The 25,192-nt window shown below is 40.7% G+C and carries 15 protein-coding genes and 1 other annotated feature; of the genes, 14 read left to right on the top strand and 1 reads right to left on the bottom strand.

The features are described 5' to 3' along the window. Window positions 1-119 precede the first annotated feature (119 nt). The 5 genes from addB (at window position 120) to R2R35_RS08345 (ending at window position 11,421) form a co-directional block, all read left to right on the top strand. Window positions 120-3,593, top strand: a complete 3,474-nt coding sequence (addB, locus tag R2R35_RS08365) for a helicase-exonuclease AddAB subunit AddB (protein ID WP_317734040.1) — start codon at window positions 120-122, stop codon at window positions 3,591-3,593. Then, a complete protein-coding gene (addA, locus tag R2R35_RS08360) occupies window positions 3,559-7,299 on the top strand; it encodes a helicase-exonuclease AddAB subunit AddA (protein ID WP_317734039.1) in 3,741 nt (1,246 codons plus the stop codon). Before addB ends, addA begins: the two co-directional genes overlap by 35 nt. Before the next feature lie 569 nt (window positions 7,300-7,868). After that, window positions 7,869-10,151 (top strand): methyl-accepting chemotaxis protein, encoded by a 2,283-nt coding sequence (locus R2R35_RS08355; RefSeq protein WP_317734038.1) that lies wholly within the window; start codon window positions 7,869-7,871, stop codon window positions 10,149-10,151. 155 nt (window positions 10,152-10,306) lie between these two features. Continuing rightward, window positions 10,307-10,525 (top strand): small, acid-soluble spore protein, alpha/beta type, encoded by a 219-nt coding sequence (locus R2R35_RS08350; protein WP_317734037.1) that lies wholly within the window; start codon window positions 10,307-10,309, stop codon window positions 10,523-10,525. Continuing rightward, complete coding sequence (locus R2R35_RS08345) at window positions 10,522-11,421, top strand: diacylglycerol/lipid kinase family protein (RefSeq protein ID WP_317734036.1); 900 nt, start codon at window positions 10,522-10,524, stop codon at window positions 11,419-11,421. Before R2R35_RS08350 ends, R2R35_RS08345 begins: the two co-directional genes overlap by 4 nt. A gap of 75 nt (window positions 11,422-11,496) precedes the next feature. Here R2R35_RS08345 and R2R35_RS08340 read toward each other — a convergent pair whose 3' ends face one another. After that, on the bottom strand, window positions 11,497-12,660 hold the full coding sequence (locus tag R2R35_RS08340; RefSeq protein WP_317734035.1) for an ROK family transcriptional regulator: 1,164 nt from the start codon (window positions 12,658-12,660) through the stop codon (window positions 11,497-11,499). A gap of 378 nt (window positions 12,661-13,038) precedes the next feature. Between R2R35_RS08340 and xylA the strand changes: the two genes are divergently transcribed. The 9 genes from xylA (at window position 13,039) to hisA (ending at window position 25,124) form a co-directional block, all read left to right on the top strand. Continuing rightward, window positions 13,039-14,358, top strand: coding sequence for a xylose isomerase (xylA, locus tag R2R35_RS08335; protein WP_317734034.1), 1,320 nt, complete (start codon window positions 13,039-13,041; stop codon window positions 14,356-14,358). 270 nt (window positions 14,359-14,628) lie between these two features. After that, window positions 14,629-16,113 carry a xylulokinase gene (xylB, locus tag R2R35_RS08330; protein ID WP_317734033.1) on the top strand — a complete coding sequence of 495 codons (1,485 nt, stop codon included), beginning with the start codon at window positions 14,629-14,631 and terminating at the stop codon, window positions 16,111-16,113. A 60-nt stretch (window positions 16,114-16,173) separates the two neighbouring features. After that, window positions 16,174-16,504: a binding site (T-box leader), on the top strand. An 83-nt stretch (window positions 16,505-16,587) separates the two neighbouring features. Continuing rightward, complete coding sequence (gene pheS / locus R2R35_RS08325; protein ID WP_317734032.1) at window positions 16,588-17,631, top strand: phenylalanine--tRNA ligase subunit alpha; 1,044 nt, start codon at window positions 16,588-16,590, stop codon at window positions 17,629-17,631. A gap of 12 nt (window positions 17,632-17,643) precedes the next feature. Further along, window positions 17,644-20,040: a phenylalanine--tRNA ligase subunit beta gene (pheT, locus tag R2R35_RS08320; protein WP_317734031.1), complete on the top strand. Its 2,397-nt coding sequence runs from the start codon at window positions 17,644-17,646 to the stop codon at window positions 20,038-20,040. Window positions 20,041-20,577: 537 nt separating this feature from the next. Continuing rightward, window positions 20,578-21,696, top strand: coding sequence for a helix-turn-helix domain-containing protein (locus R2R35_RS08315; protein ID WP_317734030.1), 1,119 nt, complete (start codon window positions 20,578-20,580; stop codon window positions 21,694-21,696). Window positions 21,697-21,977: 281 nt separating this feature from the next. Continuing rightward, window positions 21,978-22,187, top strand: coding sequence for a PLDc N-terminal domain-containing protein (locus R2R35_RS08310; RefSeq protein WP_331670265.1), 210 nt, complete (start codon window positions 21,978-21,980; stop codon window positions 22,185-22,187). Next, window positions 22,187-23,104 (top strand): ABC transporter ATP-binding protein, encoded by a 918-nt coding sequence (locus R2R35_RS08305; protein ID WP_317734029.1) that lies wholly within the window; start codon window positions 22,187-22,189, stop codon window positions 23,102-23,104. Before R2R35_RS08310 ends, R2R35_RS08305 begins: the two co-directional genes overlap by 1 nt. A 160-nt stretch (window positions 23,105-23,264) precedes the next feature. Continuing rightward, window positions 23,265-24,104: an ABC transporter permease gene (locus tag R2R35_RS08300; protein ID WP_317734028.1), complete on the top strand. Its 840-nt coding sequence runs from the start codon at window positions 23,265-23,267 to the stop codon at window positions 24,102-24,104. A 219-nt stretch (window positions 24,105-24,323) separates the two neighbouring features. After that, window positions 24,324-25,124, top strand: coding sequence for a phosphoribosylformimino-5-aminoimidazole carboxamide ribotide isomerase (gene hisA, locus R2R35_RS08295; RefSeq protein ID WP_317734027.1), 801 nt, complete (start codon window positions 24,324-24,326; stop codon window positions 25,122-25,124). Window positions 25,125-25,192 lie beyond the last annotated feature (68 nt).

Genomic DNA, 25,192 nt, shown 5'->3' with positions numbered 1-25,192 from the left:
CCATAAATCCTTTATATATTTTATTAGAAGCAAGAAAAAAATATGAATACAATTTAACTGAAGTAAAAGTCATGTTATAATACATTCATTACCTTCAATAGTGCGAAAGGGGAAGAAGCATGTCGTTAAAATTTATAATGGGACGTTCCGGTTCCGGCAAATCCTACCGACTTAATCATGAGATTATCGAAAAGTCCATGGCATATCCGGATACCAATTATCTGGTTTTGGTACCGGAGCAGTTTACCCTGCAGACACAAAAGGATATTGTAACCATGCATCCTCTTAAAGGTACTATGAATATCGATATCTTAAGCTTTAACCGTCTGGCCTACCGAATCTTTGATGAGACCGGCAGTGATGACAGAAAGGTTCTGGAGGATACCGGTAAGACTATGGTACTTCGAAAGCTGGTAGCCCAGAGAAAAGAAGAACTAAAATTCTTCTCCCAGGATGTGAACAAACAGGGGTTTGCAGAAGAGCTGAAATCCCTGATATCAGAAATATATCAATACAGCATAAGCATAGAGGATTTGGAAAAGGTTTCTGCAGGCCTTGAAGGAAAAGAGAGACTAAAGGATAAACTTCATGATGTGAAGCTTGTCTATGCAGCTTTTCAGGAGTATCTAAAAGATAACTACATAACCGCAGAAGAGATTCTGGAGGTGCTGATACCTGCAATTGGAAGATCGGAGCTGATTAAGCGAAGTATAGTCTGCCTGGATGGTTTTACCGGTTTTACACCCTCACAGTACCGCCTGTTAACGCAGTTGATGAAATATGCAAAAGGTGTAGTGGTTACCGTCACTCTTGGAAAGGCTGATTACCTTGAAAAGGATGCACCGTATAAACTCTTTCACCTAAGCCGAAAGACCATAGATAAATTAAAAGAAATAGCTCAGGGAGAAAATATCCCGGTAGATGAACCAAGGTTTATGGAGGAGGACTTTGGTGAGCGGACGCCAAGGAGATATCTTGGTAATCCGGCATTAGGCGCATTGGAGGAGAATATCTTTCGTTATCGCATAAAACCTTATACCCAGGCAACAGAAAGCATTATCCTTCAGGGTGCGGTTAACATACAGGAAGAAGTAAATGTAATCATCAGAAAAATCAAAGAACTTGTAAGGGAGAAGCAATACCGGTATCAGGATATAGCCGTGGTATCAGGAGATATCACTTCCTATGGCAGAGAATTACGGCGTGGTTTTGAACAGGAGGGAATTCCTTTCTTCTTGGACAGTAAACGGAGTATTATGTCCAATCCATTTGTAGAGCTTATTCGCTGTGCTTTGTTAATTGTATGCGACAATTTCAGTTACGAGGGAGTATTCGGATTTCTGCGCTCCGGCCTGACCGGCATTGACAGTGATGCTACGGATTTGCTGGAAAATTACGTCATCGCCCTTGGAATACGTGGAAAGAAACGATGGGAGGAACCCTTCAAACGAATCTACAGAGGGATGCAGGAAGGTGAACTTACAAGGATTAATGAAGCAAGAGAGAAAATCTGTGCGTATATTCTTCCCCTGTATCAGGTTTTAAAGGACAAAAGCCTCACTGTGAAAGATTATACCAAAGCCCTGTACGAGCTGGGCGTAATCTTAGAGGTACCGGGACAGATGGAGACCTTTGCAGAAGAATTTCTTGAAAGAGGACAGTTATCCGAAGAAAAGGAATACCGCCAGATATATGGAACAGTTATCGAACTATATGATAAGCTGGTGGAGCTGTTAGGGGATGAGAAGATGTCTGCCAGAGAGTTTTCCCAGGTGCTGGAGGCAGGACTTAAGGAGGCAAAGGTCGGTTTAATTCCTCCCGGTATCGACCAGATTGTAATCGGAGATATTGAAAGAACCAGGTTAAAGGATATTAAGGTTCTGTTTTTTGCTGGGGTAAATGATGGCAGTATTCCAAAGAAAAGCTCTAGGGGCCTTATTCTGACAGACAGCGACAGAGAGGTCTTAGAGGAAAAGAAGCTGGAACTTGCCCCCACCAGGCAGCAGGAAATTTATACAGAGAGATTCTATCTCTATATCAATCTTACGAAACCCAAAGATATGCTCTTTATTTCCTTCAGTAAATTAAGTGAAGACGGAAAGAAGCTTCTGCCCGCCTATCTGATCAGCGATATCAGAAAGATCTTTCCGGAGCTTACGATAAGGGAAGAATATAGGGAGATGGAGGATGTCAGGGAGATACTAAGTATTCATGAGGGATTTGATTATCTCATAAAAGGGCTGAAGCAATTTCCGGAAAGCAATGACAACCTGTTATGGCAGGAGCTTTTTCAGTATTATTTCAGTCATCAAAAAAAGAGAGCAGAACTGCTTCAATTGGTCAGAGCAGTTTATTATATCAATGAGGAAAAAGGTTTACAGCGGCAGGCAGCCAGAGAGCTATATGGAGAAAAGCTCCTTGGCAGCGTAACCAGGTTTGAGAAGTTTGCTTCCTGTGCCTTTGCTCACTTTGCAGCTTATGGTCTGGAGTTAAAGGAAAGAGAAGAATACCGGATAGGTGCGCCGGATATCGGTAATATCTTTCATGAAGCCCTGGAGCTCTTTTCCAGGAGGATAAAGCAAAGCCAATATACCTGGCATACCATACCCGATGATTTTCGTGAGACCTTATGCGACGAATGTGTGGAAGAAGCGGTTAAGGAGTATGGCAATCATATATTCGTAAGTACGAAGCGTTATGAAGCAGTGGTAAGGAGAGCTAAGAGAATACTAAACAGAACCCTGTGGGCAGTATGCAGGCAGATTCGAAAAGGAGATTTTGAGCCCGAGGCCTTTGAGTTGTTTTTCTCCGACAGAACTTTATTGGATGCACTTCATATTCCGCTGCCTTCCGGTGATAGCATTAATCTTACGGGCCGTATCGACCGCCTGGATATCTATGAGGAAGAGGACAGGCTCTTATTAAGGGTAGTGGATTACAAATCAGGAAGTACTTCCTTTGACTTTAATTCCTTGTATTACGGACTGCAGATACAGCTGGCTTTCTATCTGGGGGCTGCCCTGGAGCTGTTTCAGAAGGAACGAAGCGGAAAGGAAGTCATGCCGGCAGGTATTCTGTATTACAATATGGAGGATCCCTTTGTAGGTAAGACGGAGGAGATTGAGAACAGCATCTTAAAGGCACTTAAGATGAATGGCATTGTTAACAGTTCCCATGACATGCTAAAGCATCAGGATAACAGTTTTCAGACAGAAGGGGAGGGTATACGTCCCAGTGTGAAATCGGATGTTATACCTGCAGAGACCAACAAGGACGGAGAGCTTACCAAACGCTCTGCCGGTGCGGATACGGAGGAATTAAAGCTGTTCATCTCCTATGTCAGAAATATGGTGGGAGATATGGGAAACCGTATCTTAAAAGGAAATACAGAGGTAAAACCATATAAGCTTGGAAATAATACGGCCTGCGATTACTGTCCCTACAAAGAGGTTTGTGGCTTTGACACCAAACTTGGCGGTTTTGATTACAGAAAGCTCAAGGCACTTGAAAAAGAAGATATCATAGAGCGGATTAAGAAGAAAGAAGGAGGTGCGGCTGATGGAATGGACCAGGGAACAGAAGAAAGTAATTGAAACCAGGAATAAAAACCTACTGGTCTCAGCAGCAGCAGGCTCCGGAAAGACAGCAGTATTAGTTGAACATATCATTAACCGTATTACAGAAGAAGGCATTGATATTGACAGGCTCCTGGTCGTTACCTTTACCAATGCAGCAGCGGCAGAAATGAAAGAGAGAATTCGTAAGGCCATAGAGGATAAGCTCTTACATGACCCGGATAATGCGAACCTTCACAGACAGGCCGCGCTGGTGCACAGTGCTCAGATTACGACTATTCACAGCTTCTGTCTTTCTGTAATAAGGGATAATTTTCAATCCCTGCCCATTGACCCCTCCTTTCGTATTGCAGAAGAGGCAGAACTGACCTTAATTAAATCAGATGTGCTGGAGGATTTGCTGGAAGCCTGCTACGAAGAAGGAAGGGAAGATTTTCTTGCATTTACGGAAAGCTTTGGCGGAGGGAAGACGGATGATGGAATTGAAGACCTGATCTTAAATATCCATCAGTTCTCCATGAGTGCTCCCTGGCCGGAAGAATGGTATGATAGGCTAAAGGAAAATTTTGAGGTAGAATCAGCAGAAGACATGAAAGCCGCTGACTGGATGAAAGAACTGATGTCAATGTTAAACCGAATTGTCAGCGATTTGTATAGTATGTGTGAGGAAGCGGTTCTGATATGCCAGCAGGCGGATGGCCCCACTGCTTATCAAGCCGCACTGATCAGTGATTCTAACCAGCTGGAAGGCCTTAAGGGGATTACTGACTATTCCGAGTTTGGTGAAAGCATTCAAGGCATCAGCTTTGTAAGGCTTTCCGGTAAGAAAGAAGAAGGGGTAGACCCAGGGAAGAAGGAACTGGTGAAATCCATACGAGACAGAATAAAGAAAGCTGTCAGTGATATCCAGGGCAGTTACTTTTTTCAGGGAGAGGCAGAAATGGCAGCGGATATTGCAGCCATGAGGTCAAATGCAGAAGTTATCATAAGGCTCTGCAAAGAATTCTCAGCAGCCTATCAAAAGCGTAAGGCAGAAAAGAACATGGTTGATTTCAACGACCTTGAGCACCTTGCCTTGTCCGTATTGGTAAAAAAAGAAGATGGGGTAACGACACCAACTCAGGCAGCGGATGAACTGGCAGGCTTTTATAAAGAGGTTATGGTAGATGAATACCAGGACAGTAACCTGGTGCAGGAAATCATTCTTGAAAGCATCTCAGGCAGCAGGTTTGGAAATCCCAACAGGTTTATGGTGGGAGATGTTAAGCAGAGTATTTATAAATTCAGACTGGCTGATCCCAGTATTTTTATGGATAAGTATGAGAAGTATCCCTTACTGGCAGAGGAAGAAACAGAGAAGGAACTTAATACGGAAAAGAGTCTGGAAGTGGATTCACAAATGGAACAAAATCATAATCTGAGAATCGATCTCCATAAGAATTTCAGAAGCCGGGATGTGGTTATAAACAGCATTAACAGTGTCTTTCAGAGGATAATGACCAGAAAGCTGGGAAATATTGAATATGATAAACGTGCCTATCTCTATCCGGGAGCAGAATTCTGTTCAGGCGACGGGATTTCTGATTCCACAGAGCTGCTGTTGGCAGTAGTTACGCCGGCGGAAGCAGAAGCAGCTTCAGAAAATAAGAAGGATGAAGAAGCAGAAGAATACACTGCCAGAGAGCTTGAAGCTCTGGCTGTTGCTGCCAGAATAAAGGAACTTGTTCACCCGGAGACGGGACTCCTTGTTCAGGATAAGAAGACGGGGGCCTTAAGAAGAGCCGTGTACGGAGATATCGCAATATTGCTTCGTTCCATGACCGGATGGGCCGATATCTTTTCAGATACCCTTAGTGGAGAAGGCATAACAGCCCATACAGAAACCCAGACCGGCTACTTTAAGACCCTGGAGATCTCAACAGCGCTTAATCTACTTCGAACCATTGATAATCCAAGGCAGGACATACCTTTTACGGCAGTACTGAGAAGTCCTATGGCAGGCTTCACAGATGGGGAACTGGCGGACATACGTATGATAAAGAAGAGGGTGCCTATGTATGAGGCAGCCAGGCTTTACAGCAGCACCAAGGAAGATGCACTTACTGTGAAACTGGATCATTTTTTTAAGAAACTTTCAAGCTATCGCAGCGCCGCGGTGCATTTGCCGATTCATGAATTGATTCTTCATGTCCTTGCAGATACAGGTTATTATAACTATGCAGCTGCAATGCCGGCAGGAGATAAACGAAAAGCGAATCTGAACATGCTGGTCCAGCAGGCAATACGTTTTGAGGGGACAAGCTTTAGCGGGCTTTTTCATTTTATACGTTATATGGAGCGGCTGGACAGATATGATGTGGATTTTGGTGAAGCCAAGGTCACCGGGGAAGATGATAGAAGTGTCAGGATAATGAGTATCCATAAGAGTAAGGGTCTGGAGTTCCCTATTGTGTTTGTAGCAGGTATGGGAAAGAATTTTAACACCCAGGATTCCAGAGCAAAGCTGCTATTGCATCAGGATTATGGCATTGGTATGGATTATATCGATTTGGACCTTCGGATAAAGGAACCGACACTGATAAAGAAATTCATACAAAAACAGCTGATTACAGAAAGTCTTGGGGAAGAACTTCGAGTTCTCTATGTTGCCCTTACCCGTGCCAAAGAGAAACTGATCCTGACGGCTGGTGTAAAGGATATGAAAAAACTGCTGGAAAAGTATGCCATGAAAGCTATTACACCAAGGGATACCTTAAGTTATCTGGAGCTGTCAGCAGCAGCCTCTTATCTGGATTGGATCATGTTATCCATGATCCAGCAGAAAGGCTTTGAGGAATTACTGTTATCATATGGCTTGCCTGCCTCCTGTGTCGGTGATGATAAGCTTAAGGTGAGAGAATACACTTATGAGATGCTTCTTGAGAGAGAGAAGGAACAGCAGGTCGTTAAAGAAATAAAAGAAGATATACTGCTTGACAGAAGCGAAGATGCAGTTTATGACGAGAACTATAAAAGGGATATTAAGGCTTATTTTGAATATAAATATCCGTATCAGGCAGAAGCTGGCATTCACACCAAGGTAACAGTTTCAGAACTTAAGAAAATGGGTCAGCAGGAAGCGGAGGATTTATCGGAGGCCCTGCCTGTACTCAGAACACAGCAGGAGGAATATCCTGTTCCAGCTTTTTTAAAGGAAATAAAAGAAGAAAAGGGAGCAGATCTTGGTACCTTGATTCATAAGGTGCTGGAATTGACTCCTTTTGAAAGTATATATGAGGAGAAAGATCTCACAGATCATTTAGACTGGCTGGTGAAAGAGAAGCGGCTGTTACCCGAGGAACGGAAGTTGCTTGATGTTGGAAGAATCAGTAAGCTGTATCAGAGTGAACTTGGGCAAAGGCTTCGTATAGCAGAGACAGAAGGCAGATTGTTTAAGGAACGTCAGTTTATCATGGGAGTGAAGGCAAAAGACATCAATGAAGAACTGCAAAGTGAAGAATTGGTTTTAGTCCAGGGAGTCATCGATGCTTATTTTATGGAAGAGGATGAGCTTGTTTTAGTAGATTATAAGAGCGATGCCTATGTGACAGAGGAGAAGCTTAAGAGCCGGTATCACATACAGCTAAAGCATTACCAAAAAGCACTGGAACAGCTAACGGGTAAGAAAGTCAAGGAAAGCATCATCTATTCCGTATGGTTAAACCGTCAGATCATCATAGAATAAATATGCACTGTTATACAAATTGGAAGCATATTACAGAACATCAAAAGTAAGATCTTCACGGTATTGAGCTGGAATTATATTCAGCCAATGCATAAATGAGTCAGAAATATGACATTTCATGGAATTCGTCAGCTTTTTTTGTAATTGGCGGAGTACTTGAAAAAGCTGACGAAAAAATGAAGAGGCCCGGTATAGAGCAGGTATTGGACATTAAGATAAAAGCCAATACCTGGTATTGTAGGTTTTAATATAAGCTATTTGCAGCAAAAGTTAAGTTATAGAAGTTTTAATGCAAAAACAGGAAGAAAGTCCTATGTGAAATCTGTTAAAATTTTGTAAATATATGAAAAATGCACTAAGTCATGATGAGGTTTTACGTTAAACTGAATAAATAAAAATTCATTTAAGATAATTTGTTTTATTTTGTTGTATTTTGTGTTATGATTATGCTAAATAGATAAAAAAAGTTATGCTTTAATAGTATTTCATATGAAATATGTAGATAAACAGCATGTTTCACCTACCAAAATACCGGCATTAACTTAGAATAATGCTATCAGGAGGACGAGATGAAGAGTACAGACAGATTAGTAAAGGGGAAAAAGGAAAAGAAAGATTTTAAGAGATTCTTAAAATCAGAAAAAAAGAAACAGTTATCTGAATCTGGGAATGAGGAGGAACTCAAGGGAGCGGTAGGCAGTACAGAAGCAGAGAAGGGAAGACGTACAAATAAGGCTAATGATAGAAAGCATGCAAAGTTAGCAAAGAAAGTCAAAGATAAGGACTTTAAAGCAGCGATGGATGCACTTGTCGGCAAAAGAGGGGTTAAGGATAAGCTGAAAGAAACCAGAACCCAAATTATCTTAACAGTGTTGGTGCCGGTAATTTTTATGGCTGTTTATGGTTATGTATCCTATATGAAGTCTTCGGAGGCCATAACAGAAAGTTATGAATCCAATATCAAACAGACGATAGTAGCGGTCAGTGATTATCTGAATCTGGGTGTTGGTGCCGTACAGGATAAGGCAGTGGAACTTATTTTAAGTAAGTCCGTAACCAACTATTACATAAGACTTAATAAAGAAGACACAATTGATGATTATAAGGACCTTAAGACATTACAGTCAGAAGTTATGGTCGTTAACCAGACAAACGTATTTATCGGCAACTCCTTTATGTTTGCGGATGTTGGTAAAGCAATTATTACAAAAGGTTCTGCACCAAAAGACCTATATGAAGTTTATGCTGAATCCGATGAGGGTAAAGCTATCCTTGGAAGTAAGAGAACCAATCAGTTTATCGGTAAGCATCTCTTCCTGGATGAGACTCTGGGGCTGGATTCCAACAAATATTCCATGGCGGTAGTCGCAAAAATGCCTTCTGTGGATGGATTTGTAATCCTTGATATCTCAAAGGATGAGGTGGTTAAGACACTTCAGAATGTCAGTGATGTGGATGGCAGCGTTATTGGTTTTATTACAGGGGACGGAAATGAGACCAATACGACAGAAACCGGTGAAGCAGTATTTCTTGACTCCGATTTCTATAAGAAAGAAGTGGAAGCGGGAAGCAAAACCGGTCTGGGCTATACAACCTACAAGGGTGAAGAATACTTATATACCTATAACGATGTGGGTGAAACCGGCGGAACAGTGTGGGCCCTTATTCCCAAAGCGGAAATTGTCAGAAAAGCAGAGTCACTGAAAAATCTTAATATAATATTTATCTTTGTATCCAGTATCGTAGCAATTTTAATTGGTTATTTCATTGCCATGGGTATCGGAAATACCATAAGAAAACTTATGATGAACATTTCCAAAGCTGCCAAAGGTGATCTGACGGTTCAATTCGATACCACGAAGAAGGATGAATTTGGTATACTTTCTAAGAGCCTGGCAGATATGACAGCCAGTATGAAGCAGCTCATAGGGGAAGCTTATCAGGTGGGAGGCAAGGTAACACAATCGGCTGAGGTATTATCCCAGACCTCCGATCAGATTCTTACTGCTACCAAAGGAATCTCACTTACCATTGATGAAATCGAGGGTGGTGTGGTTCAGCAGGCTGATGATACAGAGAAATGCCTTGGACAGATGGCAAAGTTATCCGATCAGATTAGCCAGGTATACAGTAACACTTATGAAATTGAGAAAACTGCAACGGATACCAAAGGAGTTATCGGTGATGGTATCATAATCATTGATGAACTTGGTGAGAAAGCCAAAGCAACGACAGAAGTTACACAGACAGTTATCAAGAGTATTGAGGAACTGGAATATAAGTCCAGAAGTATCAGCAGTTTTGTGGGAATTATCAATGAAATAGCTGCTCAGACCAACCTCCTTTCCTTAAATGCTTCCATTGAAGCAGCCAGAGCCGGAGATGCAGGCAAGGGATTTGCAGTGGTAGCTGATGAAATCAGAAAACTGGCTGACCAGTCCGTAGACGCAGTGAAACAGATACAGGATATCGTAAACGATATCCAGAATAAAACCCAGGGAACCGTATCCTTTGCTAAGAAAGCTGGTGAAATCGTAGGCTCCCAGACAGAAGCTTTAAATAAGACAGTTGCTACTTTTGAGAAGATCAACAATTATGTAGGAAGTCTTGTAAGTAACCTGGATAATATTTCTATTGGTGTTAAGAGCATTGAATCTGCGAAAGAAGATACACTGGATGCAGTAAGAAGCATTTCAGCCGTTTCTCAGGAAACAGCAGCCGCCTCCGAAGAGGTAAGTGCTACTGCCAATGCACAGATTCGCACCGTTGAAAATCTAAGCCAGTCTGCTGCAGAATTAGCGGAAGATGCCAAGAATCTGGAGAGAGCCATTCAGCTGTTTAAAATACAGTAATTTGGGTATTCCGGTATGAAACTTGTATATGAGGTTACACTTTAATATGTAAATAAACAGGGGCTGTTTATAAGAAATGACATTTAGGAATGAAATTCTAAAATGTTAATTCTTAAACAGTCCCTTGTTAAAATCAAGAAAGGGTGTATAATTATATGAGTAAAGCAAAGGAAAAAAAGGAAATAAAACCCATTGAAGAGTTAACTCCGGATGAGAGATTAAAATATGAAATAGCCAGCGAATTAGGACTGATGGATAAAGTAAAGGAAAGTGGCTGGAAATCACTGTCTGCCAAAGAAAGTGGGCGGATAGGGGGCATAATGACAAAGAGAAAAAAACAGTTGAAGATGGAGGGCGGTAAGAAAGAACCATGAAAAAGAAGTTATTATTGATCTATAATCCTCTGGCAGGAAAGAGCAAGATAAAGAACTGGCTTTCAAGTATCGTAGAATACTTTGGAAGAGGTAACTATGAAATTGTTATTTATGCCACCAAGGGGAAGAAGGACGCCAAGAAAATCGTAACAGACTGCCTGAAAAGAGATAAATACGAACTGGTAGTCTGTTCGGGAGGTGACGGCACCCTTAATGAAATAATCAGTGGCGTTATGGAATTTGACAATAAGCCTGTTATTGGTTATCTGCCATCAGGCACTACCAATGATTTTGCTTACAATCTGAAGCTTCCAAAGAGTCTGCCAAAGGCTGCTGAGGTAGTTCTTAAGGGTGAAGTATTTCCTTGTGATATCGGAATCTTTAATGGGGAGTATTTTACATATACGGCTGCTTTTGGCTTATTTACAGATGCATCATATGAGACTCCCCAAGCCAATAAAAACACCCTCGGCAGAATGGCTTATATTCTGGAGGGTATTAAAAGGCTGCCTAACTGGAAAGCATATCATATGGAAATCCAGTGCGGCGAACGTATCATTAAGGATAATTTCATCTACGGTATGGTGGCAAATTCTGTTTCCGTAGGAGGCTTCAAAGGGCTTGCCGGCAAAGATGTACAGTTGGATGATGGACTCTTTGAAGGTATTTTTATTAAGATGCCGCAAACTGTTCTGGAGTTCCAGGGGGTAATCAATGATCTCTTAAAGGGTAATTTAAACAGTGATCATATTTATTCATTCCCGGTTAAAGAAATCACCTTACTATGTGAGGAGAAAGTGCCTTGGTCTATTGATGGTGAATTCGGCGGGGAGCATGAAAAAGTAGAAATAAGCAATCTGAACAGGGCCGTTTCCATTATCCGCGGAGTTGATTAAAATCGGATAAAACTTAAATATTGGCAACTGTTAAAGGGGGTTGCACTCAGTGAACTAGTAATTAAAAAGGATTGCTTATTCAAAAACTTCTTTACCGCTTAAGTTGAGAGAGCGAATACCAAGGAAATTCTTGATAACCACGCATATACCTCCCAATAAAATAGAAGAGTCCTGAAGAGTGGATGACTCAATTCTGACAAAACTATTCATCTTACTGTTTAATGCTTCTTCGATCCGTCGGGTCAACTGTGGGAAAAAGATCGTAAAAGCACTGTTAATTATAATGATATCAGGATTATAGGCGTTAAGTACATTATTGCTTAAGATTCCCATAAACTTTACAAAAAGATCCATGATTGCGGCAGCATCAGGGTCACCCTCCTGATAAGCAGCAGAGAGAATATCAAAAGAAGCAGATGCAAGCTCTTTTCTGACTGCAAATTCTTTTAATAATGCCCGCTCTGAGACATACTGTTCCAGGCAGCCGTGATTTCCGCAGGGGCATTCTCTTCCGTCTATTTCAATGATGGTATGACCGAACTCACCGGCTCTGCCGTTATATCCGGTATAAAGTTCGTTGTTGATTAACAGACCCAGACCGATTCCGGAATGGACACTGATATTGGCAATGTTGGGATAATCATGCTTAAAGGTCTTCTCACCAAGTACGGAAAGATTTGCTTCATTTTCTAAATAGACAGGGGTATTGTAATATTCATTTAATTTTCCGGCCAGGTCATAACCTTTTAAATCATAGTAAGGGGTGAATGAGACCTGGTTTTCATGAACTACGCCGTGAATTCCGAGAGATATTCCTACCATCCCATAAGGGGAGGCTTCTTTGTCTTTTTTCATGGAATCAATGACTTGAATTAAGGCATCTAAAATATCATTTTTCAGTTTTGGGGTTCTTATCTGCTTTAAACGGCAGTTTTCACCCTGTAAGTCAGTCATCATAACGGATATTGTGTCTACACCTACATCAACGCTTACCACATGCCCGGCTTTTTTCTGGAAACTTAATAATATGGGCTTCCTGCCGAAATCTGTATTATCACAGCCAATCTCTTCCACCAGATTGCGATTGATCAGATCTGCAACAATAGCAGAAATAGTAGCTTTTGTTAAGCCAAGGAGCTTTGATATGTTGGCTCTTGAAATTGGACCCTGATTGATGACAGTCTCAAGGACCAGTGTGCTGTTAATATCTCGTATAAGTTCTTTACTTCCTGTAATCATGTTTTAATACCAATGCCTTTCTCGTTTTTGGGGTTACAAATAGCGGAACCAGACCCAAATACGTAAAGCTGAAAACGTATTTTTCAACCTTTATCCTCTTATTTCTCACTGTTTAAGTTAAAATTCAGCAAAGATTGCAGTTAAGTCAAATCTTAAGCTTTCCTTCTTCAAATATTTCTATGGCTATTATAGTATCACACTTTGTCAAGCTTGAAAAGAGTATTGAATGCCCAAGCAATGGTAATTATGCCGTAAAATATACTCATTTTTTTGGCAGAAGATATGACATAATTTTGTTGACAAGCAGAATAATAATTGATATGCTAGATATAGCAAGATTAGTTTATTGATTAAACAAACAAACTAGGAGGATTACGTATGGCTTATTTTGAAAAGGTACAGAAAATTACATATGAAGGACCGGAGAGTAAGAACCCACTGGCCTTCAAATATTATAATCCCGAAGAAGTTGTTATGGGAAAAACCATGAAGGAGCAGCTGCGTTTTGCCATGTCATACTGGCATACTTTTACTTATATGGGTAGCGATCCCTTCGGTTCCGGAACCATGTTCAGACCTTGGGATAATCATGAGTGCTCCATGGAAGTTGCAAAAGAAAGAGTACATGCAGCGTTTGAATTTATGGAGAAAGCACAGATTCCTTTCTTCTGTTTTCATGACAGAGATATTGCACCAGAAGGAAAAGATCTGGCAGAAACCAATGCAAGACTGGATGAAATTGTAGAAGTAATCAAAGAAGAGATGAAACGTACCGGTATCAAATGCCTTTGGGGTACCACCAATGCTTTCAGTAATCCAAGATTCGTACATGGTGCCGGAACTTCCTGTAATGCTACTGTATTTGCCTATGCAGCAGCACAGATAAAGAAAGCCATTGAGATAACCAAGGAATTAGGCGGAGAGAATTATGTATTCTGGGGCGGCAGAGAAGGTTATGAAACACTTCTTAATACCAATACAGAACTGGAACTTGATAATATGGCAAGACTTCTGAAGCTTGCTTGCGATTATGCAGAGCAGATTGGTTTTACTGGTCAGTTCTTAATTGAGCCAAAACCCAAGGAGCCTACAAAACATCAGTATGATACCGATGCTGCAACGGTTATCTCTTTCTTAAGAAAATACGACCTGTTGGATAAATTTAAATTAAACATTGAAGCAAACCATGCAACACTTGCAATGCACACTTTCCAGCATGAGCTTAATATGTCTCGTATAAATGGTGTTTTAGGCAGTGTAGATGCCAATATGGGTGATCCTATGCTTGGCTGGGACACAGACCAGTTCCCTACCAATCTTTATGATACAACACTTGCAATGTATGAGATTCTGTTAGCCGGCGGACTTACCAAAGGCGGACTGAATTTCGATTCCAAGGTAAGAAGAGCTTCTTTCGAAGAAGAGGATTTATTCTTAGCTTATATTGCGGGAATGGATGCATTTGCAAGAGGACTTAAGGTAGCAGCCAAGTTATTGGAGGATAAGGTATTCGAAGACTTTAAGGATAAGCGTTATGCCAGCTATTCAGAAGGTCTTGGTAAAGACATCATTGATGGAAAAGCTGATTTTAAATCTCTGGAGGCGTATGCGCTTGCCAATGGCATTCGTCCTAATGTATCCGGCAGACAGGAAATGCTTGAGTCTGTATTAAATCAGTATATATTAGAAACCAAATAATTGAACCTATCTACCAACGATGCAAGCAGGTTCTTAATATATAGCCAGTATCCGCATTTTATACGGATTTCACGGCCGTACAGGAATAGAATCGGTTGAAATAAAATAAGACATGAAAAAAAGAGACATGAAATAAGAGATAGAATAATTAGAAATAAATAAAACTAAGGTACGAAGTAAAGCGAAAAGATAAAATTAAAATATCAGTAATCAGTTCCCCTCATTACCTATTGGCGTAGTGAGGGGAACTTGTACAGGAAAGAGGTAGGTATGCTCTATATCGGAGTTGATTTAGGAACATCCTCAGTAAAGCTGTTATTGATGGATGAAAAAGGCGATATCAAGAATATTGTAACCAGGGAATACCCTATCAGCTTTCCAAAGCCCGGCTGGTCGGAACAGAATCCGGAGGACTGGTTTGAAGGGCTGATGGAAGGCTTGAAAGCATTAACAGAAGGTGCTGATAAGAGTACAGTTAAAGGAATCAGCTTCAGCGGACAGATGCATGGAATGGTAATTCTTGACGAAGAGGATAAGGTAATACGCCCGGCTATTCTTTGGAATGACGGACGTACCCAGGCGGAATGTGATTATCTGAATTATGATATTGGAAGAGAGAAGATATCTGCCTATACCGGCAACATGGCACTGACAGGTTTTACCGCACCCAAACTCTTATGGGTTAAGAAACATGAACCGGATAATTTCATGAAGATTAAAAAGGTCATGCTGCCCAAGGATTACATAGCTTACCGTTTATCCGGTGTGCATTCCACCGATGTTTCCGATGCTTCCGGAATGCTGCTTCTGGATGTTAAGGAAAAGTGCTGGTCCAAGGAAATGCTTGATATTATCGGCCTGAAGGAAGAACAGATGGCAAAGGTATATGAAAGTTATGAGGTAACAGGAAATATCAGAGCAGATATTGCTGGGGAATTGGGACTTCCCGTAGATTGCAGGATAATTGCCGGAGGCGGTGACCAGGCAGTAGCAGCTGTTGGTACCGGAACCGTAGGCTCCGGAATGTGCAGTGTATCCCTTGGAACCTCAGGTGTAGTGTTTGTTGCCAGCAAGGATTACTCAGAAATTGAAGACAATGCCCTTCATGTTTTTGCTCATGCAGACGGCAGATATCATTTTATGGGAGTTATGCTTTCTGCTGCGGCTTCTAACAAGTGGTGGATGGATGAGATATTAAAGACGAAGGAATATGCAAGGGAACAACAGGAAATAAATAAGCTTGGAAAGAATACGGTATATTTCCTGCCTTATCTAATGGGTGAGAGAACCCCTCATAACAATCCGGATGCCAGAGGTACCTTTATCGGCATGACCATGGATACCACAAGAGCTGATATGACACAGGCCGTTCTGGAAGGTGTAGCTTTTGCTCTGAGGGATTCCTTTGAAATAATTAAGAACACCGGTCTTAACATAGAGCGTATCCGCATTAACGGAGGAGGTGCCAAGAGCCCTCTCTGGTGTAAGATTCTTGCTAATGTACTGAATGTCAAGGTTGATAAGATCAATTCGGAGGAAGGTCCTGCTTTTGGTGCTGCTATCTTAGCAGCAGTAGGCTGTGGGGAGTATCCCTCTGTAGTAGAAGCTTCCGGCAAGCTGATTCAGGTAACGGAAACCACGGAACCCGAAGCTGAGACTGTAATTCTTTATGATAAGAAATACTCTGTCTTTAAGGATATATATCCTGCTCTTAAGCCGGTGTATGATCAAATGGCAAAAGAACAGAGCGAATAAAATATAAAAAGTTAGCTGTTGACATATATATACAGATATGTTATTTTAGACTCATTCATAAAAAAGGCTTTGAAGGCGCATAGTAGATGCTTAAACACTGTCAGAGAGAGGGAGTCACCGGCTGAAAGCTTCCTTAAGTTTAGGGAAGCATTGAATTTTCACGCTGGAGCTTCATGTCTTAAATGCAATGCAGAGTAGGATATGACGTAGATGCACGTTACGCTGGAATGAGTGCCCATAATGTCATTGATACCGGAAGAAGCAGTTTATATGGCTTAGAGCAATTATGCTCTTGCTGCCCCAACTTTGGGGTATACTGTGTAATCCAGAAAGGTATTGATTCAGACAATGGGAAACTGGGTGGTACCGCGGATTATAATCCGTCCCTGTTATTTTTACAGGGACGGATTTTTTGTGTTTTTTTTCCTTTAAATCAGCCCCTGAATCGTATAACGATAAGAAGGAGGTACTCTTATGAAGGAGAAGATTCAAATGTTGAAAATTCAATTTCAGGAAGAAATGAAAGCAGTTGAGAAAAAAGAGGAGCTTGAAAGAATCAGGATATCTTATTTGGGCAAAAAAGGCAAGGTAACAGATATCCTGAATAAGCTGAAAGAGCTAAACCCGGATGAACGGCGTTTAACCGGAAAGGAGATAAATCTTCTTAAGAATGAAATTACTCGTATCATTGACGAGACCGGTAAGATATTGGAGGAAAGGGAATTTGAAGAAACACTGAGTAAAACTGAAAAATATGACTTTACCATACCGTCATTGCTTACGCAGGGAACCCTTCATCCAATAACGATTGTCCAAAAACAGATTGAAGACATTTTTAAGACCATGGGATTTATCATAGAAGATGGGTTGGAAATACAGACGGAATTCAATAACTTTGAAGCCGCTAATATCCCAAAGAATCATCCGGCCAGAGATATGCAGGATACCTACTATCTCGAGAACGGGCAACTGCTTAAGACGCATACTACTGCCGCTCAGAATTATATTATGAGAAAATATGGTGCTCCGGGTAAGGATGAGACCTTAAAGGTATTATTCCCGGGGAGGTGTTTTCGCAATGAAAATATTGATGCATGCCATGAGAATACCTTTTTCCAGATGGAGGGGATGATGATTGGTGAGGATATTTCCATCGCGAATATTATCTACTTTATGAAGGTGCTGTTATCGGAGGTATTTAAAAGGGAGGTAAAAGTAAGGCTCAGACCCGGCTTTTTCCCCTTTGTGGAGCCGGGTTTTGAACTTGATATCAATTGTCAGATATGTGGCGGAGAAGGCTGTCCAACCTGTAAACAGGCAGGCTGGCTGGAACTGCTGCCTTGCGGAATGATTCACCCTAATGTGTTAAATATGGGAGGAATAGATGCAGAGCATTACACCGGATTTGCTTTCGGACTTGGACTGACGAGACTTGCAATGATGAAGTATGAGATAAAAGATATCCGAGTGTTTAACAGCGGAAATCTCAGAATATTAAGACAGTTCAAAGACAGGTAGGAGGCAGAGAATATGTTGATTTCAATGAATTGGATTTCTGATTATACAGACTTAACCGGTATTAATCTAAAAGAACTCATCAATAAATTCACTCTTGCTACAGCAGAGGTGGAGCATGTTTATGAAATGGGGACAGAAATTAGATCAGTGGTAGTTGGAGAAATTATGTCAGTAAAGGCACATCCAGGTGCAGAGAAACTTCAGTTACTGAAGGTGAATATAGGAACTGAAATAATAGATTGTGTCTGCGGAGCGGTTAATGCAGCGGTTGGGATTTATGTACCATTTGCCAGGAAAGGTGGCCGGGTAGGTGACAGAGTAATAAATGAGACTGTAATTGCGGGAGAAAGCAGCTATGGAATGTGCTGTTCAGAGAAAGAGCTTGGTATCAGTGAGGATAATTCGGGGCTTATGATACTTGATAAGGCACATGAACCAGGTACAGATATTCTGGAATTCCTGCCTCTTCGAGATGTTGTTTTTGAAGTGGATAACAAGTCCTTGACCAACCGTCCGGACTTATGGGGGCATTACGGTATTGCCAGAGAAATATCAGTATTAACAAAACGTCCTTTAAAACCTCTCAAGGTAATGGATACAGAAGCCTTTAAAGAACTGCCTCCGGTACCTGTGACCATTGAAGATAAAGAGCAGACTTTTCGTTATTCTGCTATTAGAATTGAGAATATCACGAAGAACCATACGCCTCCCCAGATGAAAATCAGGCTTACCTATTGTGGTGTGCGCTCCCTTAACCTGCTGACGGATCTGACGAATTATCTGATGCTTGAGATGGGGCAGCCGATGCATGGGTTTGATAATCACATTATACAAGGAATACAGGTTAAAACCTTCCCGGTGCCTGTAGATTTTGAGACTTTAGATGGTGTCAGGAGAACTGTAGATACAGATACACTGATGATCTGTACTGCTCAAGGTGAACCAGCTGCAATTGCAGGGATTATGGGTGGAAAAAGCTCCGGAATAGGAGACCATACCACAGAACTGTTATTGGAAGCCGCTAATTTTGACGGTACTTTTATCAGGAAGGCTGCTGCAAGGCTTGGCCTGCGAACAGAAGCCAGTACCAGATACGAAAAAACACTGGATCCGGAGATGACCGTAACATCGATAAAAAGGTTCTTGATGTTATTAAGGGAAGCTAATCCCGGTATAAAGGTGACTTCTTCCTTAACAGATCACTATGTAAAGCGATATCAGGACAGAACCATCAATTTCGATAAAGCTTATGTGGATAAATACACCGGTATTGATATTTCGGTGGAAGAAATCATTGATACGCTTTCAGCACTCGGATTTGCCGTTAAGTACAAGGATAAGTGCTTTACTGCAGCAGTACCCTCGTATCGTGCTACGAAGGATGTTACCATAAAGGCTGATCTGATTGAAGAGATTACAAGAATTTATGGTTATGACAATATCAAGGGGAAATCCAATAAGTCATTGATTTCGCCTATACGTCACAGTGTGGAGAGAGAAGAGGAATACAGGATTAAACTGCTTTTAGCAGACAGATTCGGAATGAACGAGGTTCATAACTACATCTGGTATGATACCAAAGCGAACAAGGAGCTGGGAATTCAGACCAAACCAAATGTAAGGATTATCAACTCTGTCACTGCTGAAAATGATACGGTAAAGGCCACTTTGATTCCGTCTCTCCTTGGTAATATATATAAAAACATGGATCAGATACCTGAGATAGCGGTATTTGAAATAGGCCGGGTAGCAGAAGGTTTTGATGAAAACAGCTTATGCAGAGAAAAAAAGAAGTTGGGAATCGCAATAGCAAGCAGAAGCATGACAGAAAAGCAGACCTTTCTTAAGCTAAAGGAAGTAATCGAAAACCTTACGGATGCAATAAAAAATAGTGTACCGGTTTATCTTGCGTATAACACAGATCAGGAAATAGAGGGAATCAATTATATACATCCTGTAAATGCTGCAAGCATTATGATGAACGAAAAGAATATCGGATATTTTTCCTGTCTTCATCCTAAGGTAAAGGATAGAATGGATAAAAAACTTAACATTGCAATTGCAGAGCTGGATATGGTGGAGCTTACTGCAATAGAGAAAGAAACGATTATATATAGAGAAATATCCAGATATCCGGGTATTACCATAGACTTAAGCTTGCTTACAGATAAAGGAATCCGGTATGAAGAACTAAAGACTATCATTTCTGAATTTAATTGTGATTATCTGAAGTCTTACAGCCTGATTGATATGTTTGAAGATGATACGCTTCTAATGGGTAAAAAGAGTGTTACAATCAGATTTGAATTCGGCTCTGACGAAAGAACTTTAGAAAGCAAAGAAATAAGCGAAATAACCGACAGACTGTTAGTTCTATTAGGAGAAAAGGGGATTCAATTAAGGGGATGAGAACCCTTTGGAGTATCCAGAATTAAAATAAAGTACGACATTTAATAAGGAGACGCCAGATGTATTTCTATTGTTCAATTAATGGGGTAACGAGCAAAATAATATAAAATTAAGAGGGAGTAAAATAAAAGGTAGTAAAATAAAAGGTAGTAAAATAAAAGGTAGTAAAATAAAAGGTAATAAAATAACAGGATAAATATAAGTAGAAATATAATATAGAGAAGCTGTAGAGTATTCTGCACTTGTTGTTCCTTCACAGAGTCTAATCTATCACTGTATGAACTAATTTATTGAAACAGTATGAGTAGGATAGTGGATTTTTGGAGAGATCAGCGGGTGCAGGATGTTTTGCAGCTTTTTTAATTATCGCACTTGTATCGTCAGGCTAAAGGTTAACCATAGGTTAATATAATTAACGGAAGTTAACTATAAATCCGTTGTAAAGTTAATAATAGAATAATAAAATGTAACTATGCAAAAAGGATAAGAACAAAGAATATACAGCCATTGGGATGATCTTATCCAGAAAGGAGCGTTATGGATATCATAAATATCGGAAGAATTATTTCAGAAAAACGAAAAGCCAAAGGTATCACACAGGAGGAGTTAGCGAATTATTTAGGGATATCTAAACCTGCCGTATCAAAGTGGGAATCAGGGCAGAGTTATCCGGATATCTTATTTCTTCCAGTACTTGCCTCTTATTTTAATAGTTCTGTTGATGAGCTGATAGGTTATGAACCAATGATGAGCAAGGAGGAGGTGCGAAAGCTTTACCGCCGGTTGGCAGAAGATTTTTCAAAGAAGTCATTTGAGGAAGTTTATGAAGAATGTGAAGGATATCTTAAGAAGTATTTTTCCTGCTGGTATCTTCAATACCGCATTGGACTTCTGTATCTGAATCACTGTGCACTCGCCGGTACCCCGGAGAAGACCCAGGAAATCCTTGATCGGGCAGTGGATATTTTTCTGGTGGTAGAACGTTCCTGTGAAGAAGTAAGTTTGGCCAAACAGGCCATGCAGATGAAAGCTTATTGCTATATCTGTCAGCAGAAGCCAGCAGAGGCAATTGAGGTGTTAGAGAGCTTAAATGAATCTATTATTCAAACAGAATCCCTCCTTGTAAAGGCGTACCAGTTAAAAGGGGATAGGGATAAAGCCATGGAATACCTGCAAGGCAGTGCTGTTAACTGTCTGAATATTCTACTTGGCTGTTCGACTGATTTCTTTCAGCTCTACGCCGATGACCCCGAGCGAATGGATAAATATTATGAGATATTTATTAAGCTTGCAGATATTTTTGAAGTGGAACAGATGTCTCCGGGAGGTTTGTATTCCATCTATCTGACTGCAGCAGCTATCTATGTCTTACAGGACAGGAAGGAAAAAGCCCTGGAAGTACTAGAGAAATATGCTGATTTGGCGAAAAGAAATGCAGTTAAAGAATTTGAGATACATGGTAACCAAATATTTGATAGGCTTGAAAGCTATCTAAAAACCATTGATATAGAAACGGTAGCACCCAGAAGTTCAGAGGTGATATGGAGGGATATTAAGAATATTCTTTCTGAGAATCCGGCTTTTAAACCCTTGGAAGGGGAACCTCGTTTTCAAATGATCGTAAGAAGTCTGAAGGAAGTGTGGAAACAGAAATGATATAAAGTGCTGCTGTAACGATGTATTGCTGCTGCTTTTGAGGAAGAAGCAGCTTAATACAAAACTCCCAATATATACTGGGATGCTCTTACGTTAGAGCGGTTTCAGAATTTGGCCGAAAGAACGGCCTTATATCAGGAAGAGTGAAAAATAAATGAAAGGCAGCCACAAAGAGAGCTTTCACTCTTTTATTTCGGACAATAGAAGACCTGTAAGGATAGTGTTCTATTGTAAGTGGCAGTATCGCAGGCCTTCCTGCGATAGGTAAATAGGTAAATAATATGAATGGACTGGAACAAATAAAAGAATTTCTTCCTTTTATCATACCGATTCTAATCGTACAATTTGGATTAATGATAGCTGCACTGGTTCATATTCTCCGTCATAAGAATTATCGAATCGGAAACCGTGTGGTATGGATAATAATAACCGTTGTAGTAAATACCATCGGACCGATTCTTTATTTCACCATAGGAAAGGGTGAGGATTAATGGCAGTGCTTAAGCTGAACAACGTTTACAAGCAATTTGGTGATACCAGAGTAATAAATGCTCTGACTTTTGAAGTTCCGGAGCATTCTGTATTTGGTTTTATAGGAAAGAATGGTGCCGGTAAAACAACTACTATGAAAATGATACTTGGTTTTTACAAGCCCGATGCAGGGGATATTCTGGTGTGCGGCGAGAAAGTAAGCTATGGTAATACGAAAACCAACCGTTATATCGGATATCTGCCGGATGTACCGGAATTTTACGGATATATGACGCCCAGAGAATATCTGAAACTCTGCGGTGAAGTTACAGGACTGAAAAGAGATACCCTGCGGGTAAGGTCCGATGAACTGCTGGAGCTGGTGGGGTTGCAGAATGTAAATAAAAGGATTCATAATTTCTCAAGAGGCATGAAGCAAAGACTTGGAATAGCACAGGCTCTTTTGAATGAACCCAAACTTTTGATATGTGATGAACCTACCTCTGCATTAGACCCCGTTGGCAGAATGGAGATACTCAGTATTCTGGCACTTGCCAAGGAGAGAACCACAATACTATTTTCCACTCACATATTATCAGATGTTGAGCGTATATGTGACAATATCGGGATTCTAAATGACGGATCTCTTGTATTAGAAGGAAGCACAGCAGAAATCAGAAACAGTTACCGAACGGATACGGTTCGTCTTGAGATAGGACAGCAGTCTTCGGCGGCTAAGACAGCTGAAGTATTAAGAAGCATATCCGGTATAACGAATATCCGACAGGATAATCAGATAATTGAAGTGGATGTTTCTGATACCGAAGAAGCAGGAACCAGAATATTAAGCTTTTTATTAAAAGAAAAAATTCAGATAATCCGTTATGAAATCACAGAACCTTCGCTGGAAAATATTTTTATGAAAGTAATTGTTTAAAAAAACGATCATATCACAATTCTTATTATATAGTATCGCAGGCTGGTCTGCGATAGGTGCATGTGAGTTGAGGTAAAATCAGAAATAGGCAGCCCCTGGAATGTTCCCAACAAGAGCAAATGATTGTAATACAAGAGGCTGCAGCAGATAGGAGTGCATAATGAATGAAATAAAAGCGCTATCCAAAAACGAAGCTACGAAGGCTGATGAAAGCTACAACCCTGGTGTTTTGGGTATAAGAGGATACTTTGCCTTTACCAAAAAGGAGCTGTTAGAGCAAATACGTACTTATAAGCTGCTAATATTCCTTGCAGCATTTTTGGTGTTCGGATTAATGAGTCCGCTGCTTGCTAAATTAATGCCGGATATACTCTCATCAATGGACATGGGAGGAATACAGCTGGAGCTACCAAATCCAACGGTAATGGATGCCTACGCCCAATTTTTTAAGAATCTTACACAAATGGGGATTTTGGTATTATTGCTGGTCTTTGGCGGAAGCTTATCCGGTGAATTTATAAAAGGAACCTTGCTACAGATTCTTGCCAAGGGATTGTCCAGAACAACTGTAATACTGGCAAAATTTACAGCAGCCGTTTTAATATGGACAGGAGGATTTCTGCTGTCTGTAGTAATAAACTATATCTATACGTTATATCTTTTTGGCGAGGAACACTTGCCGAATTTATTTCTTTCCCTGTTCTGTTTATGGCTATTTGGTATATTCCTGATTTCATTGATATTTTTATCCAGTACCATAGCACCGGGGGCTTTCGGGGGTTTGATTCTTTCCGTAATTGCATTGGCAGCAATGTTAATGGGAAATATATCTGACAAGGTTGAAAAATATAATCCTGTAACCCTGGTTTCTGTAAATACAGCATTGCTAAACGGAACAAGAAATGCTGAGACAGTTTATCTGACAATTATCATAACCGCTGTCCTGACGATTGTTGCACTGCTCCTGTCAGTCTTGCTGTTTAAGAAAAAAAGGATGTAGCTCGGGTAGAGAAAAGGAAGAAGTAAGCTCTGGGTAGCAAGAAGGAAGTAGAGAAAAAAATCTGTTCCTGTTGAAAAAAGAAGCTGTCAGCAAAAGGCAGCTTCTTTTACTTGTTTCGAAGCGTATGTTCTCAGATATTGATTGTTGTGCTCAACTGGGGTATAATGCTTGTACGAATGCTTATGTTTAGGACAGGAAGATGGGATTTAGGAGGTATCAATGAATTTCAGACCATGCATCGACATACACAACGGTAAAATCAAACAGATTGTAGGCGGCAGCCTTACAGATGAAAACAGAAAAGCAGCAGAGAATTTTGTGTCTGAAAAAGGCGGTGAATACTATGCCGGCCTTTATAAAAAGGATGGTCTTAGAGGCGGACATATCATTATGCTTAATCCAGCCGGAACGGAAGAATATGAACAGGACAGGCTCCAGGCGGAAAGAGCCTTAAAGGAATATCCGAGAGGACTACAGATTGGAGGCGGTATAACAGATAAGAATGCCTGTCAGTTTCTTGAAGCTGGAGCTTCTCATGTAATTGTTACTTCCTTTGTATTTCAAGCTGGTCTTATTCATTATGATAATCTTACCAGGATAACAGCCAAAACAGGGAGAGACAGATTGGTTCTGGATTTAAGCTGCCGAAAAAAAGGGAAAGACTACTATATAGTAACCGATCGCTGGCAGAAATTTACTGAGGAAAAGCTCTCTGTGGGACTTCTTATGAAACTATCCGATTATTGCAGTGAATTTCTTATACATGCAGTTGATGTCGAGGGGAAATCAGCCGGTATCGACAAAGACCTGATAGAGCTGCTGAAAGAGTGGCAGGGATGTCCGGTAACCTATGCCGGGGGCGTTGGAAGTTTTAAAGATCTGGAGTTAATAAATGAAATAAGCAGCGGTATGCTCGATGTGACCATAGGAAGTTCCCTTGATTTATTTGGCGGGCCAATGAAATACAAGGAAGTTGTGGAGTGGTTTGAGAATACTCAGAATAAAGTTAAGAAAATATAAAGATGGAAAGGACGCCGCAATAGATTTGCCCGATCTGTAATTTGTGGCGGTATCGCAGGATACTGCGG

The organism is Anaerocolumna sp. AGMB13020, from assembly GCF_033100115.1.
Lineage (GTDB): Bacteria > Bacillota > Clostridia > Lachnospirales > Lachnospiraceae > Anaerocolumna.
The sequence above is the reverse complement of the archived record's forward strand: the minus strand, read 5'-3'. Positions and strand labels throughout refer to the sequence as shown.

Bases quoted from the DNA above. Each gene is read 5' to 3' on its own strand.
- R2R35_RS08300 (WP_317734028.1), top strand. From the start codon at position 23,265: ATGAATGAAATAAAAGCGCTATCCAAAAACGAAGCTACGAAGGCTGAT.
- addA (WP_317734039.1), top strand. From the start codon at position 3,559: ATGGAATGGACCAGGGAACAGAAGAAAGTAATTGAAACCAGGAATAAA.
- R2R35_RS08355 (WP_317734038.1), top strand. From the start codon at position 7,869: ATGAAGAGTACAGACAGATTAGTAAAGGGGAAAAAGGAAAAGAAAGAT.
- R2R35_RS08310 (WP_331670265.1), top strand. From the start codon at position 21,978: ATGAATGGACTGGAACAAATAAAAGAATTTCTTCCTTTTATCATACCG.
- xylA (WP_317734034.1), top strand. From the start codon at position 13,039: ATGGCTTATTTTGAAAAGGTACAGAAAATTACATATGAAGGACCGGAG.
- R2R35_RS08340 (WP_317734035.1), bottom strand. From the start codon at position 12,660: ATGATTACAGGAAGTAAAGAACTTATACGAGATATTAACAGCACACTG.
- R2R35_RS08350 (WP_317734037.1), top strand. From the start codon at position 10,307: ATGAGTAAAGCAAAGGAAAAAAAGGAAATAAAACCCATTGAAGAGTTA.
- R2R35_RS08345 (WP_317734036.1), top strand. From the start codon at position 10,522: ATGAAAAAGAAGTTATTATTGATCTATAATCCTCTGGCAGGAAAGAGC.
- addB (WP_317734040.1), top strand. From the start codon at position 120: ATGTCGTTAAAATTTATAATGGGACGTTCCGGTTCCGGCAAATCCTAC.
- R2R35_RS08315 (WP_317734030.1), top strand. From the start codon at position 20,578: ATGGATATCATAAATATCGGAAGAATTATTTCAGAAAAACGAAAAGCC.
- R2R35_RS08305 (WP_317734029.1), top strand. From the start codon at position 22,187: ATGGCAGTGCTTAAGCTGAACAACGTTTACAAGCAATTTGGTGATACC.
- pheT (WP_317734031.1), top strand. From the start codon at position 17,644: ATGTTGATTTCAATGAATTGGATTTCTGATTATACAGACTTAACCGGT.
- pheS (WP_317734032.1), top strand. From the start codon at position 16,588: ATGAAGGAGAAGATTCAAATGTTGAAAATTCAATTTCAGGAAGAAATG.
- xylB (WP_317734033.1), top strand. From the start codon at position 14,629: ATGCTCTATATCGGAGTTGATTTAGGAACATCCTCAGTAAAGCTGTTA.
- hisA (WP_317734027.1), top strand. From the start codon at position 24,324: ATGAATTTCAGACCATGCATCGACATACACAACGGTAAAATCAAACAG.